This window comes from Aeromonas sp. R4-2 (assembly GCF_040908295.1).
Taxonomy (GTDB): Bacteria; Pseudomonadota; Gammaproteobacteria; order Enterobacterales; family Aeromonadaceae; genus Aeromonas; species Aeromonas veronii.
The window spans coordinates 535,197-549,802 of record NZ_JBFODL010000014.1 but is presented as its reverse complement, the minus strand read 5'-3'; the positions used below and the strand labels follow the sequence as shown (position 1 = coordinate 549,802).

The 14,606-nt window shown below is 61.3% G+C and carries 13 protein-coding genes; 10 read left to right on the top strand and 3 right to left on the bottom strand.

Annotation, left to right across the window (positions count from 1 at the left end; all coding sequences use genetic code 11):
• The first annotated feature begins 41 nt into the window (after positions 1 to 41).
• From AB5Y99_RS13005 to AB5Y99_RS12995, 3 genes are all read left to right on the top strand, one after another.
• A complete protein-coding gene (locus AB5Y99_RS13005) occupies positions 42 to 530 on the top strand; it encodes a TIGR00645 family protein (protein WP_040065876.1) in 489 nt (162 codons plus the stop codon).
• Between the two features lie 85 nt (positions 531 to 615).
• On the top strand, positions 616 to 1,044 hold the full coding sequence (locus tag AB5Y99_RS13000) for an N-acetyltransferase (protein WP_368209839.1): 429 nt from the start codon (positions 616 to 618) through the stop codon (positions 1,042 to 1,044).
• 112 nt (positions 1,045 to 1,156) lie between these two features.
• The gene (locus AB5Y99_RS12995) at positions 1,157 to 1,405 is read left to right on the top strand and encodes a DUF3297 family protein (RefSeq protein ID WP_005338226.1); all 249 of its coding nucleotides are present in this window, start codon (positions 1,157 to 1,159) and stop codon (positions 1,403 to 1,405) included.
• 124 nt (positions 1,406 to 1,529) lie between these two features.
• Here the strand turns inward: AB5Y99_RS12995 and AB5Y99_RS12990 are convergent, their stop codons facing one another.
• Both AB5Y99_RS12990 and puuR read right to left on the bottom strand, forming a co-directional pair.
• Positions 1,530 to 2,807, bottom strand: coding sequence for an FAD-binding oxidoreductase (locus tag AB5Y99_RS12990; RefSeq protein ID WP_064336976.1), 1,278 nt, complete (start codon positions 2,805 to 2,807; stop codon positions 1,530 to 1,532).
• A gap of 45 nt (positions 2,808 to 2,852) precedes the next feature.
• On the bottom strand, positions 2,853 to 3,455 hold the full coding sequence (puuR, locus tag AB5Y99_RS12985) for an HTH-type transcriptional regulator PuuR (RefSeq protein WP_368209837.1): 603 nt from the start codon (positions 3,453 to 3,455) through the stop codon (positions 2,853 to 2,855).
• 413 nt (positions 3,456 to 3,868) lie between these two features.
• Between puuR and AB5Y99_RS12980 the strand changes: the two genes are divergently transcribed.
• From AB5Y99_RS12980 to AB5Y99_RS12950, 7 genes are all read left to right on the top strand, one after another.
• A complete protein-coding gene (locus tag AB5Y99_RS12980) occupies positions 3,869 to 5,332 on the top strand; it encodes an NAD-dependent succinate-semialdehyde dehydrogenase (RefSeq protein WP_043818781.1) in 1,464 nt (487 codons plus the stop codon).
• 123 nt (positions 5,333 to 5,455) lie between these two features.
• Positions 5,456 to 6,745 (top strand): 4-aminobutyrate--2-oxoglutarate transaminase, encoded by a 1,290-nt coding sequence (gene gabT, locus AB5Y99_RS12975; RefSeq protein WP_368209836.1) that lies wholly within the window; start codon positions 5,456 to 5,458, stop codon positions 6,743 to 6,745.
• A 366-nt stretch (positions 6,746 to 7,111) separates the two neighbouring features.
• The gene (locus tag AB5Y99_RS12970) at positions 7,112 to 8,461 is read left to right on the top strand and encodes an APC family permease (protein ID WP_005359067.1); all 1,350 of its coding nucleotides are present in this window, start codon (positions 7,112 to 7,114) and stop codon (positions 8,459 to 8,461) included.
• Positions 8,462 to 8,999: 538 nt separating this feature from the next.
• Positions 9,000 to 9,266, top strand: a complete 267-nt coding sequence (locus AB5Y99_RS12965) for a hypothetical protein (protein WP_021230505.1) — start codon at positions 9,000 to 9,002, stop codon at positions 9,264 to 9,266.
• Positions 9,266 to 10,612, top strand: coding sequence for an APC family permease (locus AB5Y99_RS12960; RefSeq protein WP_058057766.1), 1,347 nt, complete (start codon positions 9,266 to 9,268; stop codon positions 10,610 to 10,612). Before AB5Y99_RS12965 ends, AB5Y99_RS12960 begins: the two co-directional genes overlap by 1 nt.
• Positions 10,613 to 10,918: 306 nt before the next feature.
• Positions 10,919 to 12,067, top strand: coding sequence for a Na/Pi cotransporter family protein (locus AB5Y99_RS12955; protein ID WP_323890977.1), 1,149 nt, complete (start codon positions 10,919 to 10,921; stop codon positions 12,065 to 12,067).
• Between the two features lie 174 nt (positions 12,068 to 12,241).
• A complete protein-coding gene (locus tag AB5Y99_RS12950; protein WP_005347462.1) occupies positions 12,242 to 12,712 on the top strand; it encodes an FKBP-type peptidyl-prolyl cis-trans isomerase in 471 nt (156 codons plus the stop codon).
• A gap of 64 nt (positions 12,713 to 12,776) precedes the next feature.
• Here the strand turns inward: AB5Y99_RS12950 and ggt are convergent, their stop codons facing one another.
• Positions 12,777 to 14,558, bottom strand: a complete 1,782-nt coding sequence (gene ggt, locus AB5Y99_RS12945; protein WP_323890975.1) for a gamma-glutamyltransferase — start codon at positions 14,556 to 14,558, stop codon at positions 12,777 to 12,779.
• Positions 14,559 to 14,606 lie beyond the last annotated feature (48 nt).

Below are 14,606 nucleotides of genomic sequence, written 5' to 3'. Positions count from 1 at the left end.
CGACTCGTTTGTTAACCATTTGATGGACCTGTAATCGCTCTATGGAAAACATGTTTGAAAGATTGATGTACGCATCCCGCTGGATCATGGCCCCCATTTATCTTGGGCTCAGCCTCATACTGCTGGCACTGGGAGTGAAATTCTTTCAGGAGATCCTCCATATCCTGCCCAACATACTGGAGATGAAAGAGGTGGATCTGGTGCTGGTCACACTGTCGCTGATCGATATCACCCTGGTGGGGGGACTTATCGTGATGGTGATGTTTTCCGGCTATGAGAACTTCGTCTCGCGCCTCGATGTCGGGGATGAGAGCGACAAACTGGTGTGGCTCGGCAAGCTCGATGCCGGCTCCCTGAAAAACAAGGTCGCCGCCTCCATTGTCGCCATCTCCTCTATTCACCTGCTCAAGGTGTTTATGAATGCCGAAAATCTCCCCAACGACAAGATCAAGTGGTACCTGCTGATCCACATCACCTTTGTCCTCTCGGCCTTCGCCATGGGCTACCTCGACAAGCTGACCCGCAAATAGTAGCCAGCCTGCGATAGATGATATGCCCGATAACACGACATGGCTCGGGCATATCGTGCGACCACTCTTCACAGTCAAGGCCAATATGATCCGCCCATTATTAACAACCGATCTGGATGCCGCCGTCGAGCTCTGGTATCAGGCATCGGTGCAGGCCCACGACTTTATTCCCACCGCCTTTTGGCACGAGCAACGGGCGGCGATGCGCGATAGTTATCTGCCCGCCAGCCAGAGCTGGGTCTATGAGGAGGATGGACAGCTACTGGGCTGTATCTCCTGGTATCAGGGGTCTGTTGCCGCGCTGTTTATTTCCCCTGATCACCAATCACACGGGTTGGGTCGCCAACTGCTCGAACACCTCAAAGCCCAATATGACCGGCTCGAGTTGACGGTCTACGCCGAAAATGAGCAGGCGCGGCGCTTCTATTCCCGCAACGGTTTCAAAGAGGGTGAGCAGCAGTTGTGCGAGCATAGCGGTCGCCCCGAGCTGGTGATGCATTGGCAACGAGGATAAGCGGGTCGCCCATAGCGATGGCGAGCACGCTTTGCCTGTTTGGTGGCCGCCTTGAATGCCATGGCGGCATTCTCTACAATGACCCACTTTTTATTCATTTCGGGTTATATCGATGAGCGATACCAGCACCAAACCGGCTCTGCCGGATCACCTCTCCTGCAATCCCCGCAGCCCTCACTATGTGGCCGCCTGCTTCGAGCACCCGATCGGTATTCGCCTGAACGGCAAAGAGCGCACCGATGTCGAGGAGTACTGCATCAGCGAAGGTTGGGTGAAGATCCCCTCCCCCAAGGCGCTGGATCGCCGTGGTCAGCCCATCCTGATCAAGCTCAAGGGCACCGTTGAAGCCTTCTACAGCTAATCAGCGCGCTGCAGCGTGATAAACAAGGCCACCCTCGCGGTGGCCTTGTTGTTTCCGGTATTGGTGCTGGCGTCAGCGTTATCTAAGCGGCAGCCACCAGCCCACATTTCTCGCAGAGCGGCTCTTATACCCCCAACCGATCGCGCAGGGTGTACCAGGCAGCGCCCGCGGCGGTAAAGGGGATGCGGAACAGGCGGCCACCCGGGAAGGGGTAGTGCGGCAGTTTGGCGAATGCATCGAAGCGCTCCGCCTGACCGCTCAGCACCTCGGAGAGCAGCTTGCCCGCCAGATGGGTACAGGTGACGCCGTGGCCGCTGTAGCCCTGCATGTAGTAGATGTTGGGGCCGATGCGACCAAACTGTGGCAGCCGCGACAGGGTGAGCAGGAAGTTGCCGGTCCAGGTGTACTCCACCTTGACGTCGGCCAGTTGCGGAAAAGTCTTGAGCATTTTGGGGATGATCAGCCGCTCGATATCCGCCGGATCCCGCGCGCCATAAACCACACCGCCGCCATAGAGCAGCCGGTGATCGCCGGAGGTGCGGTAGTAGTCGAGCAGGTAGTTGCAATCCTCCAGACAGTAGTTCTGCGGCAGCAGTGAACGGGCCCGCTCCTCTCCCAGCACTTCGGTGGCGATCACCTGGGTGCCACAGGGCATGCTCTTGCTGGCCAGTTCCGGCACCAGATTGCCGAGGTAGGCATTGCCCGCCACCACCACAAAGCGCGCCTTCACCGCCCCCTTGGCGGTCTTGACCAAGGCTGGCTGCCCCGGGGTGATACTGGTGACGGCGGATTGTTCGAAGATCTGCCCGCCCTGGATGCGGATGGCTTCCGCCTCCCCCAACGCCAGATTGAGCGGGTGAATATGGCCGCCGCTCTTGTCGAGCAGGGCGCCGACGTAGCGGTCGCTCGCCACCACCTCGCGCACCCCCTTGGCATCGAGCAGCTCCAGCTGGTCGTTGCCCCACTTCTGCCAGCGGGCGTATTGGGATTTGAGCTCGTGCAGCTGCTTCTCGGTCTCGGCGGCAAAGACGCCCCCCTCCTGCAGATCGCACTGGATGTTGTAGCGCTTGATCCGCTCGCGGATGATCTGTCCCCCCTCAAACAACATGGAACCGAGCAGCCTGGCCTGATCCGGCGGGCAGTTCGCTTCTATGGTGTCGATGTCGCGGCTGTAGGAGTTGACGATCTGGCCGCCATTGCGGCCGCTGGCGCCAAAGCCGACTCGTGCGGCCTCCAGCACCACCACCTTGTAGCCCTTTTCTACCAGATGCAGCGCGCTGGAGAGGCCGGTATAGCCCGCCCCGATGACGCAGACATCGCACTCCAGCTGCTCGGTCAATGTCGGGTAGGGCGCGTGTTTATTGGCGCTGGCTGCGTAGTAACTGTTTACATGTTCGGTCATGATCCCTGTTTCCTTACCGGTTCGGTTGCCAAACTACTGTCAGGATTAAAAGCTCGCCGGGGTGTGGGCGCTGACGATGCGACAGGTCTCCCCCGACGGATTGCTGAAGCTGTGGGGCTCGCCGGTGTCGATCACATAGCTGTCGCCCGCCTCCAGCGGATAACTCTGGCCCGCCACCGTCAGGATCACCGACCCCTCCAGCACTGTGCCGACCTCCTCCCCCTGATGGGTTACCTGACCTCCGGTGTCGGTGCCGGGGGGATAGGTCTCCAGCATAAAGCCGAGCTGGCGGCGGTTGTTGCCGTTGTGCACCAGCTTGAGGGAGACCCCCTGACTGCCCAGCTCGATAAGCTGATCCGCCTTGATCACCACCTCCGGAGTGCGGCTCTCCTCCTCGGCGAAAAAGCGCGACAGCGGCAGGCCGTAGATGGTGAGCAGCTTTTGCAGGGAGGCGACGGAGGGGCTCACCTTGTCCTGCTCGATCATGCAGATGGCGCCGTGGGTCAGGCCGCTCAGCTCGGCCGCCCGCCGCTGGGAGAGCCCCAGCTGATGGCGCACCGCCGACAGCCGTTCCCCCATGGTGCGCGCCCCGGCGTCAGCCGCACCCAACGGTCGAGCCACGCCCTCCCGGCTCTGCGGCCCGCTCATGACAAGCCCCCTGCTGCGCCATGTCTGCATCCTTGCATCATCAGCCTCTCCTGCTTGCGCGTGATCGCATCGGATCAGGCGCTGCCTGTTTACCCTGCTGGTTAAAATAGCCGACCAGCTTTCCCTTGCCGTTCACTATGTTACACAGCGAAACCGTTCATTATTTTGCACACCTGATTTACCATCCCCCGGTCATCTGCCCACTTGCAGCCTGCAAGCGAACCGGAGAAAGCGCGCTACACAGCCCATTTTCTAGCATGGCGCCCCCCAGCAATTCAAATATATTTAACACTTGAAAAACATTTCAGCTCAAATTATGGTCTTCCTGTGCTTATTATTTTATACGGCAGCGGCGCAGGAAAGGTCGGCTCACTCCGGCAACCAGCTGCTCTGACCCACACTCGAGGCTTCTCATGTCAGGAACAACATCCCACTCCAGCTTGATCACATCCCGCGCCTATATAGATGGACAGTGGTGCGAGGCCGCCAGCGGCCGCACCTTCGAGGTCACCAACCCCGCCAGCGGTGCCGTCATTACCCAGGTGCCCGACATGGATGCCGAGGATACCCGCCGCGCCATCGCGGCCGCCCACGCGGCGCAACCCGCCTGGGCAGCGCTGACCGCCAAGGAGCGCAGCAACAAGCTCTACGCCTGGTTTGCCGCCATCACAGCCCACAGCGACGAACTGGCCCGCATCATGACCTGCGAGCAGGGCAAGCCACTGGCGGAAGCAAAGGGAGAGGTGGCCTATGGCGCCAGCTTTATCCAGTGGTTCGCCGAGGAGGGCAAGCGCGCCTATGGCCGCACCATCCCGGGCTTTAGCGGCGATCGCCGGTTGGCAACCATCAAGCAGCCGGTGGGCGTGGTCGCCGCCATCACTCCGTGGAACTTCCCCATTGCCATGATCACCCGCAAGGCGGGCCCTGCGCTGGCCGCCGGTTGCACTATCGTCATCAAGCCCGCCGCAGAAACGCCGCTCTGCGCGCTGGCGCTGGCGGTGTTGGCCGAGCAGGCGGGCATCCCCGCCGGGGTCATCAATATCGTCACCAGCCATCAGGCGAGCGCGGTGGGCAACGAGCTGTGCAGCAATCCGGTGGTTCGCAAGCTCTCCTTCACCGGCTCCACCCGCATCGGCAAACTGCTGATGCGCCAGTGCGCCGACACCATGAAGAAGCTGTCGCTGGAGCTGGGCGGTAACGCCCCCTTTATCGTCTTTGACGACGCCGACCTCGACGCCGCCGTGGCCGGGGCGCTCGCCTCCAAATACCGCAACGCCGGGCAGACCTGCGTCTGCGCCAACCGCATTCTGGTGCAGGCCAGCGTCTATGACGCCTTCGCCGAGAAGCTGACTGCCGCCGTCGCCGCCTTCAAGGTGGGAGATGGCATGAGTGAAGGCACCCAGATCGGCCCGCTCATCAATCCGGCCGCCGCCAGCAAGGTCGCCGAGCTGGTGCAACAATCTGTTGCCGCCGGTGCCGAAGTGCTGCTGGGTGGCGAGCCCCACCCCGCCGGCCCCCTCTTCTACCGCCCCACCATTCTGGGCAAGGTCGCCAGGGACAACCCCATCCTGCAGGAGGAGATCTTCGGCCCGGTCGCCCCGCTGGTGCGCTTCGAGACGGAAGCCGAGGCCATCGCCATTGCCAACGACACCCCTTATGGCCTGGCCGCCTACTTCTATGGCCGCGACATCGCCCGGGTGTGGCGCGTCGCCGAGCAGCTGGAGTACGGCATGGTCGGCATCAACGAGGGGATCATCTCCACCGAGCTGGCCCCCTTTGGCGGCATCAAGGAGTCGGGTCTGGGCCGGGAAGGGGCCGCCGAGGGGCTGGAGGAGTATCTCGAGACCAAATACCTCTGCTTTGGCGCCATTCGCTAGGGCTGCAACAGAGAGACAAGGCGCCGCCGATCTGGCCCGATGGGGTGATCGGCGGTGATGGGCGCCAAAACGCCTGCCACATTTTCAGGGAATATCGGGGCCATGGCCCCTCAGGGAGGAAAGATGAGTCAGTCAGAATCAAACAAGGCGTGGCAAGCGCGCCGCGAAGCAGCAGTGGTCAACGGCGTCGGCACCCTGCTGCCGGTCTTTATCGACCGGGCGCAAAACGCCGAGCTGTGGGATGTGGAGGGCAACCGCTACATCGACTTTGCCTCCGGCATCGCCGTGCTCAATACCGGCCACAACCACCCCAAAGTGGTAGCGGCGGTGCGCGAGCAGCTGGAAAAGTTCAGCCACACCTGCTTTCAGGTCACCCCCTACCCCGGCTATATCGAGCTTGCCGAGAAGCTCAATGCCCTGGTACCCGGCCCGACCCCGAAGCGCACCCTGTTTCTCTCCACCGGCGCCGAGGCGGTCGAGAACGCCATCAAGATTGCCCGTGCCCACACCGGTCGCAGCGGCACCATCGCCTTCAAAGGGGGCTTTCACGGCCGCACCATGATGGGGATGGCGCTCACCGGCAAAGTGGTCCCCTACAAGACCGGCTTTGGCCCCTTCCCTGGGGAGGTCTACCACATCCCCTTCCCCGCCGATTATCTCGGGGTGAGTGAAGAGGATGCCCTGCACGCCCTCGAGCTCTGCTTCAGCGCCGACATAGAACCCTCCCGCGTTGCCGCCATCATCATCGAGCCGGTACAGGGCGAAGGGGGCTTCTATCCCGCCTCCCCGAGCTTTATGCAGAAGCTGCGCAGCGTCTGCGATCAGCACGGCATTCTGCTGATTTGTGACGAGATCCAGAGCGGTTTTTGCCGCACCGGCAAGACCTTCGCCACCGAATATGCCGGCATCGAGCCGGACATCATGACCCTGGCCAAGAGTCTGGCGGGTGGCTTCCCCCTATCAGCCGTGGTGGGCAAAGCGGAGATCATGAACTCGGCCAAGCCGGGGGGCCTGGGTGGCACCTATGCCGGTTCCCCCATCGCCTGCGCCGCCGCGCTGGCGGTCTTGCAGGTGATCGACGAGGAGAAACTCAACCAGAAAGCGCTGGATCAGGGGGTGCAGATCAAGGCGGGGCTGGAACGCATAGCCGAGCGTTTTGATTGCATAGGTCAAATTCGCGGCCCCGGTGCCATGGTGGCCATGGAGCTGGTGAAACGGCGTGATGCCAGTCAGCCCGATCCCGACCTTACCAAGCGATTGGTGGCCGAGGCAGGCAAACGGGGACTGGTCCTGCTCTCATGCGGGGTGCGCGCAAATGTCATCCGTTTTCTCGCCCCCCTGACAGCCCCTGCGGCAGTGATTGACGAGGGGCTGCAACTCCTTGAAAAATCACTGGAGGCCGTGCTGGCCTGACCAGCAGGAAAGTGACCACTCACCTGTGCAAATAAATGCAATTTTGCCCCCTTTTTTTCTTGTCAAGGGGGCCCTGCAAATGCACAATGCGCCGCCACTGAAAGAACCGATGTAAAACAATGGCATCGGTTCTTTTTTAGACAGTGAACACACCCATAAACGAGGCCGGATCACCCCCGGAAAAGATAGCGAGATTGGCAGCAGTCTCCCGACACCAAGTCTAGTGAGGAACAACATGGGGCATCTCAATGCTTTCCAACCGGCCATGGCCGGTGTGCGCCGCCCTGGCGCCCTTGATTCCCGGGCCTCTCTCCCGGTTTCGTTGATGGACCGTGCCACTCTGGCACTGCATGAGGAACATGCATAATGGCGGCCCAGCAGGTTGGTCTGAAAAAGACCCTCAAACTGTGGCAGGTCGTGGTTATGGGACTGGCGTACCTCACCCCCATGGCAGTGTTCGACACCTTCGGCATCGTTACCGAAATCACCGAAGGCCATGTGCCGACTGCCTACCTGTTTGCCCTCATCGGCATGCTGTTCACTGCCTTGAGCTACGGCCATCTGGTGCGCAAGTTCCCGTCGGCTGGCTCTGCCTATACCTATGCCCAGAAGGTGTTTCACCCCTATGTCGGCTTTATGGTGGGCTGGACCTCCCTGCTCGACTACATGTTCATGCCGATGATCAATATGCTGCTGGCCAAGATCTATCTGGAAGCCCTCTTCCCGAACGTGGAGCCCTGGACCTATATCTTCGGTCTGGCGGCGGTGATGACCGCCCTCAACCTGCGCGGCATCAAGCTGGTGGCCAACTTCAACAGCCTGATCGTGGTGATGCAGTTCAGCATCATCGCCATCTTCATCGGCCTGATCGCCTGGGGCGTTCACAACGGTGAAGGGCTGGGTACCGTGGCCAGCAGCCGTCCCTTCTTCTCCGAGCAGATCCAGGTATCGCCGCTGTTGATGGGGGCCTCCATCCTCTGTCTGTCGTTCCTCGGTTTTGATGCCATCAGTACCCTGTCGGAAGAGACCCCGGACGCGGATCGGGTGATCCCCCGCGCCATCGTGCTGACGGCGCTGATTGGCGGTGTGCTATTCGTCACCACCTCCTACTTCCTGCAGCTCTACTTCCCGGACATCTCCCGCTTCCAGCATCCGGATGCGGTACTGCCGGAGATCGCCCTCTATGTCGGCGGCAAGCTGTTCCAGGCGGTGGTGCTGGTCTGCACTACTGTGGCGGTGCTGGCCTCCGGGCTCGCCTCCCACGCCGGTGTATCGCGACTGCTCTACGTGATGGGTCGTGATCGCGCCCTGCCCGCCCGCTTCTTCGGCTACATCCATCCGAAGTGGCAGACTCCGGCGTTCAACGTGCTGCTGGTCGGCCTGCTGGCCCTCTCTGCGGTGTCGCTGGATCTGGAGATGGCGCTGGCGCTGATCAACTTTGGCGCCCTGGTGGCCTTCACCTTCGTCAATCTGGCGGTGATTGCCCACTTCTATGTGAAGCTGGGCCGCAACAAGTGTCTCAAGGACCACCTGATGTACCTGCTGCTGCCGCTCTGTGGCGCCGCCTGCATCGGGGTACTGTGGCTCAACCTCGAGCCCTCCTCCTTCGAGCTGGGGCTGATCTGGGCGGCGCTGGGGGCCATCTACCTGTTCCTGCGCCTGACCGTATTCCGTATCCCGCTGCATACCGCAGACAAGGTGGAGATCGCCCAGTAACCGCGGCTCAACCATACCGTCATACAAAACAAGGAGCCTGCGGGCTCCTTGTTGTTTTTGCGGTGTTCTGGTTGCCAGCAGCACGGGTTGCCAGAAATGCGGTTTCTGCAGGAAGTGTGACTGATTTCAAATAACTACCCAGCCGGGCTGCTTCCCGGGCCATGGCCCGAGCCGCGTTGCCTTCTATCCTCAGTCATTAATGTGAATGGATATGCAACCACTCTTTATCCACTTCACCCCCTCCCATCCCCCGCCAGCCGATAAGCTCGCAGGACTCGAGCCCGGGGGGACGCCGGCAAATATGATCAGGATCAATGTTGAGGCGCTATGCACCCTGCAGCCCCGATTTGCCGATTTTTCATACGCCATGACAGGGTTCTCTTCCCCCCCGAAAAAGGGGGAGCGGCTCGGGGACGGCTGCAGGGGGCGAGTGATCACTTACCTGCCCCGTACGTATGCAAAAAAATGCGTTAATCCGCCCTTTTTTGCTTGTCAAGGGGGCTGACCGAATGCACAATACGCCGCCAATAAAGGACCGATGTTCACTGCGACATCGGTTTTTGTATTTTTGAAGTGCAGTACAAACCCACCACAAGAGGCCGGAACGTTTCCGGAAGTGATATTCGAGATTGCCAAACAATCTCCCGACGTTGAGAGGATAACAATGGGGCGTTTTAATGCTTTCCTGCCGGTACAGCCCGGTATGCGCCTCCCCGGCGCCCTTGATGTACAGGCTTGCGAATCCATCGTATCCCTGCGCTCGTTGCAAGCACGTGCTGCGGCACTGATTGAGGAGAAAGCGTAATGGCATCGCAAAACGCCAAGCTGCTCAAGACCCTTACCCTGACACAAGTGATTGTGATGGGTCTGGCCTATCTGACCCCCATGGCTGTCTTCGACACCTTCGCCATCGTCGGTGACATCACCGACGGCCGGGTCGCCACCGCCTATCTGCTGGCTCTGGGTGGCATCCTGCTCACCGCTCTCAGCTACGGACATCTGGTACGCAAGTTCCCCTCTGCGGGCTCTGCCTATACCTATGCCCAGAAGGTGTTCAACCCCTACGTCGGTTTCATGGTCGGCTGGTCATCCCTGCTCGACTACATGTTCATGCCGATGATCAACATTCTGCTGGCCAAGATCTACCTGACCGCCATGTTCCCGGGCGTCGAGCCCTGGGTGTTCATCTTCGGTCTGGTGACCGTGATGACCTTCCTGAACCTGCGCGGCATCAATCTGGTGGCCAACTTCAACGGTCTGATCGTGGTGATCCAGCTGGCCATCATCACCCTCTTTATCGGCCTGATGGCGTGGGGCATCTACCACGGTGAAGGGGCTGGCACCCTGATGAGCAGCCGTCCGTTCCACTTCGAGTCAGCACAGCTGGTACCGCTGTTTACCGGTGCGACCATCCTCTGCTTCTCGTTCCTGGGCTTTGACGGTCTGAGCTCCCTCTCCGAAGAGACCCCGAACGCCGGCAAGGTGATCCCCAAGGCGATCGTGCTGACTGCCCTTATCGGCGGCATCATCTTCGTGGTGGTCTCTTACTGCCTGCAGCTCTACTTCCCGAGCCTCGCCCGCTTCCAGCATCCGGATGCGGTATTGCCGGAGATCGCCCTCTACGTTGGCGGCACCTTCTTCCAGTCCGTGGTTCTGGTCTGCACCACGGTCGCGGTACTGGCCTCCGGCATGGCGGCTCACGCCGGTGTGTCGCGCATCCTCTACGTGATGGGTCGTGATCGCATGATCCCGGAGCGGGTGTTTGGCTACATCCACCCGAAATACCGCACCCCGGCCATCAACGTGCTGATGGTGGGTGGTCTGGCCCTCTCCGCCGTGTCGTTTGATCTGGATACCGCACTGGCGCTGGTCAACTTCGGCGCACTGGTGGCGTTCAGCTTCGTCAACCTGTCGGTGATCGGTCAGTTCTGGGTGCGCGAGAAGCGCAACAAGACCCTCAAGGATCACGTCATCTACCTGTTGATGCCGCTGCTCGGCGCCGCCACCATCGGTGCTCTGTGGATCAACCTGGAGCAGAGCTCGCTGGAGCTGGGCCTGATCTGGGCGGGCCTCGGCGCAACCTATCTGTTCCTGCGTCTGGCGGTGTTCCGTATCCCGTTCCGTCAGTACGAGGAAGCGGCTGACGCCTGATCCTTTGCGGATAACGGATAGACAGAAGGGGAGCCATGGCTCCCCTTTTGCTATTTGACGGGCTGAATATGGGGCTCGACTATTGCCACTCTCCCGCACTTGCTTGGTCGGCAAGGAACAGACAGGGCGGATGGCGTCACCAGCCATATTTCTCGCCATCCCCATCATCTATTAGCGAGCAAACCACCAAAGCAAGTCATAAAACCATCATAAAAGTGTCACCTTGTCATATTTCTGTCATTAACCACTGATTAAATGCGCGGGTCATCAACAACCCAAGACGGAACGACCGTCTCAAGAGGCTTTATGCAACACCATCACTCCTTGTCACAGCCGCCCGCGACCCGCGCCCTGTTCAACTGGATGAGTGTCATCGTACTGGTCTACCTGATCCTGGTTGCCGTGGGCGCCATCTCCCACGGCTTCAAAGATTTCTCCGGCGGCGCCGAGGGCGCAGCCCAGATCTTCGCCTTTGCCAACAACCCCTTTGTCGCCCTGCTGCTGGGTATTCTCGCTACCGCGCTGGTGCAATCCTCCAGCACCGTCACCTCGGTGATCGTTGGTCTGGTGGCTGGCGGCCTGCCCATCGGCATGGCCATCCCCATGGTCATGGGTGCCAACCTCGGCACCACCATCACCAACACCATCGTCTCCATGGGCCATGTACGGGATCGCGCCGAGTTCCGCCGCGCCTTCGCCGCCGCCACTGTGCACGACTTTTTCAACCTGCTGGCGGTGTTCATCTTCCTGCCGCTGGAGCTGATGTTCGGTCTGCTGCAACACAGCGCCGAGTGGCTGGCCAACCTGCTGGTAGGCTCCGCCAACATGTCGATGAAGGGCATGGACTTCATGAAGCCGCTGACCGCACCGGCCCAGCAGCTGATTGACAGCGCCGTTGCCTTCCTGCCGGGCAAGGGTGCCGCCATCGCCACTATCGTCATCGGCATCCTGCTGATCCTCGCCTGCGTCACTTATCTCGGCAAAGTACTGCAACAGGTACTGGTTGGCCGTGCCAAAGAGGTGCTGCACAAGGCGCTGGGCCGTGGCCCGCTGACCGGCATCACCTCCGGTGCGCTGGTGACCATCATGGTGCAATCCTCCTCCACCACCACCAGCCTGATGATCCCGCTGGCCGGCGGCGGCGTGTTCAGCACCCGTCAGCTCTACCCCTTCACCCTGGGGGCCAATATCGGCACCACCATCACCGCCTTGCTGGCTGCCACCGCCATCAGCGGAGCCGGTGCCCAGCTGGCCCTGACCATCGCGCTGGTCCACGTGCTGTTCAACCTCTTTGCCGTGGTCATCATCTATGGCATCCCCTTCCTGCGCGACCTGCCGGTTCGCGCCGCCGAGGGGCTGGCCCGGGTAGGCAGCGAGAATAAGCTGCTGGCTCTGGGTTATGTGGCGGGTCTCTTCTTCGCCCTGCCCGCCCTGATGATGGTGGCCGCCAAGTAAGCGCCGCCGCCATGACGAGGGGCGAGTCACCGACTCGCCCCTTTTTGCGTCTGCGTCTCCGAGCTTTGCCTGCCCGCTCACATCCTCCCGCCCTGTGGCTCGCCATCAGGGGCGGTGCGCGATAAGATGGCGTCCTCATTGCACTTTTTACATTTCATGGAACAGGAAAAACCGATGAAATTCATACTGATCGCACTGCTCATCGCCGGTGTGGCCTACTACTTCTACTCCAGCAGCAACAACAAGAAGCTGGCGGCCGACAACGTGCGGATTGGCGCCGAGTTCCTCGCCAGCAACAAGGAGAAGCCGCTGGTGACCACCACCGCCTCCGGCCTGCAGTACGAAGTGCTGACCCCGGGCACCGGCACCGTTCACCCCACAGCCACCAGCAAGGTGAAGGTGCACTACGAGGGCAAGCTGCTGGACGGCACCGTCTTTGATAGCTCGGTCGCCCGTGGCGAGCCCATCGAGTTTGGCCTCAATCAGGTGATCGCAGGCTGGACCGAAGGGGTGCAGCTGATGGTGGAAGGTGAGAAGACCCGTTTCTACATCCCTGCCAACCTCGCCTACGGCGACCGCGCCGCTGGCAAAATCCCGCCGGGATCAGTCCTGATCTTCGACGTGGAGCTGTTGGGTATCCAGTAAGCGCTCCGTCACGCTCCATCAACAACAAGGCCAGCATTATGCTGGCCTTGTTGTTATGGGAACCTTACTCCCCCTTGGCGATCCCTTCCCGGCGCGGATCCGCTGCGCCAAACCAGCCGCCAGCGTTGCGCTCAACCCCCTGCAGGCCGGAGGTCTGCTCGTTCAATACCACCTCGTGTCCCCTCGCCTTCAATCCCTCGACCACCGACATGGGGGTGCGCCCCGCTTCCAGCTCGGTGGGGCCGTTGCGGCTGCCAAAGTTGGGCAGGTTGATGGCCTGTTGCAGGTTCAGGCCCCAATCCTGGGTGCCGAGCAGGGTCTTGCCCACGTAGTTGATGATGGCGGAGCCCCCCGGCGAGCCCAGCGTCATGGTCAGCTCGCCACTTGGCTTGTCAAACACCAGCAGGGGTGACATGGAGGAGCGGGGCCGCTTGCCCGGCTCCACCCGGTTTGCCACCGGCAGACCGGCAGCATCCACCGAGGTGAAGGAGAAATCGGTGAGCTGGTTGTTGAGCAGGTAGCCGTTGACCATCTGACGCGATCCGAAACCATCCTCGATGGAGCTGGTCATGGAGATGGCCATCCCCGCCTTGTCGACGATCGAGACATGGCTGGTCGAGGGGAGTTCCGGGGTCGCATCCTTGCCCCGCGCCAGCGCCAGTGGCGGCGTACCGGGCTTGGCAATCCCCATGGAGAGCTGACCGACAAGCTTGCCGCGTTCGGCCAGATAGCCCTTGTCCAGCAGCCCCTGCACCGGCACGCTGACAAAATCGCTGTCGGCGACGTACTGGTTGCGATCGGCGAAGGCCAGACGCGCCGCTTCGCTGTAGAGGTGGATAGCCTCGCTGGAAGCAGCCAGTCCCCCCTCCTTCGTGGTGATCGGCTTGAGGGCCGCCATATCGCGGCTCTCCAGCATGCCGAAGATCTGGCCGAGCGCCAGGGTGCCGGACGAGGGAGTGGGAAAGCCGCAGATCTTGCTTTGGCGATAGTCAAAGCAGAGGCCATCCCGCACTTTGGCCTGATAGCTGGCCAGATCGGTGGCCGCCAGTACCCCGGGGTTGGTGGGATGTTGGCGTACCTTGGCTACCATGGCATCCGCCAGCGGCCCCCGATAGAAGGCATCCGCCCCCTCTGTGGCCAGAGTGCGCAACACCTTGGCCAACGCTGGGTTGGTCAGCCGGGTGCCCGCCGTTTTGGGGCTGCCATCCGCCTGATAGAAGTAGGCACGCGCCTGCGGATCCCGTGCCAGATAGGGATCCTTGGCCAGCAATGTGGCCAGCCGTGGACTTATCACAAATCCTTGTTCTGCCAGCGTGATGGCGGGCTCGAACAGCGTAGCCCAGGGCAGCTTGCCATAACGTTGATGGGCCAGTGCCAGAGCGCGCAGGGTGCCGGGAACGCCGACCGAGCGGCCCCCGACCACCCCGTCATAAAACGCCAGCGGCTTGCCATCTTGCATAAACAGCTGGTCGGTGGCGGCAGCCGGCGCCGTCTCGCGGCCATCCACCGCACTCACCTTGTGGCCATCCCACACCAGCAGCAGCGTCCCGCCACCGATCCCGGAAGATTGCGGCTCTACCAGCGTCAGCACCAGCTGCACCGCAATGGCGGCATCGACGGCACTGCCACCGGCCTTGATGATCTGGTAGCCCGCATCCACCGCCAGCGGGTTGGCGGCCGCCACCATGAAGTCATGGCCCTGCCAGCCCTGTTTGTCGGTCCAGCCACTGGCGGCTTCGGGTGCGATCAGGGTCTGGGCTGGCGGGGTGTAGTGAAAGCCGTTGTCACTGGCACAACCGGCCAGCAGGGCAAGGGCGACAGCCAGCCCCAGAGGTTTGCGCAACATGACACTCTCCTTGTCTGTTTTATGACCATGAAGAGGGACTATGTCACG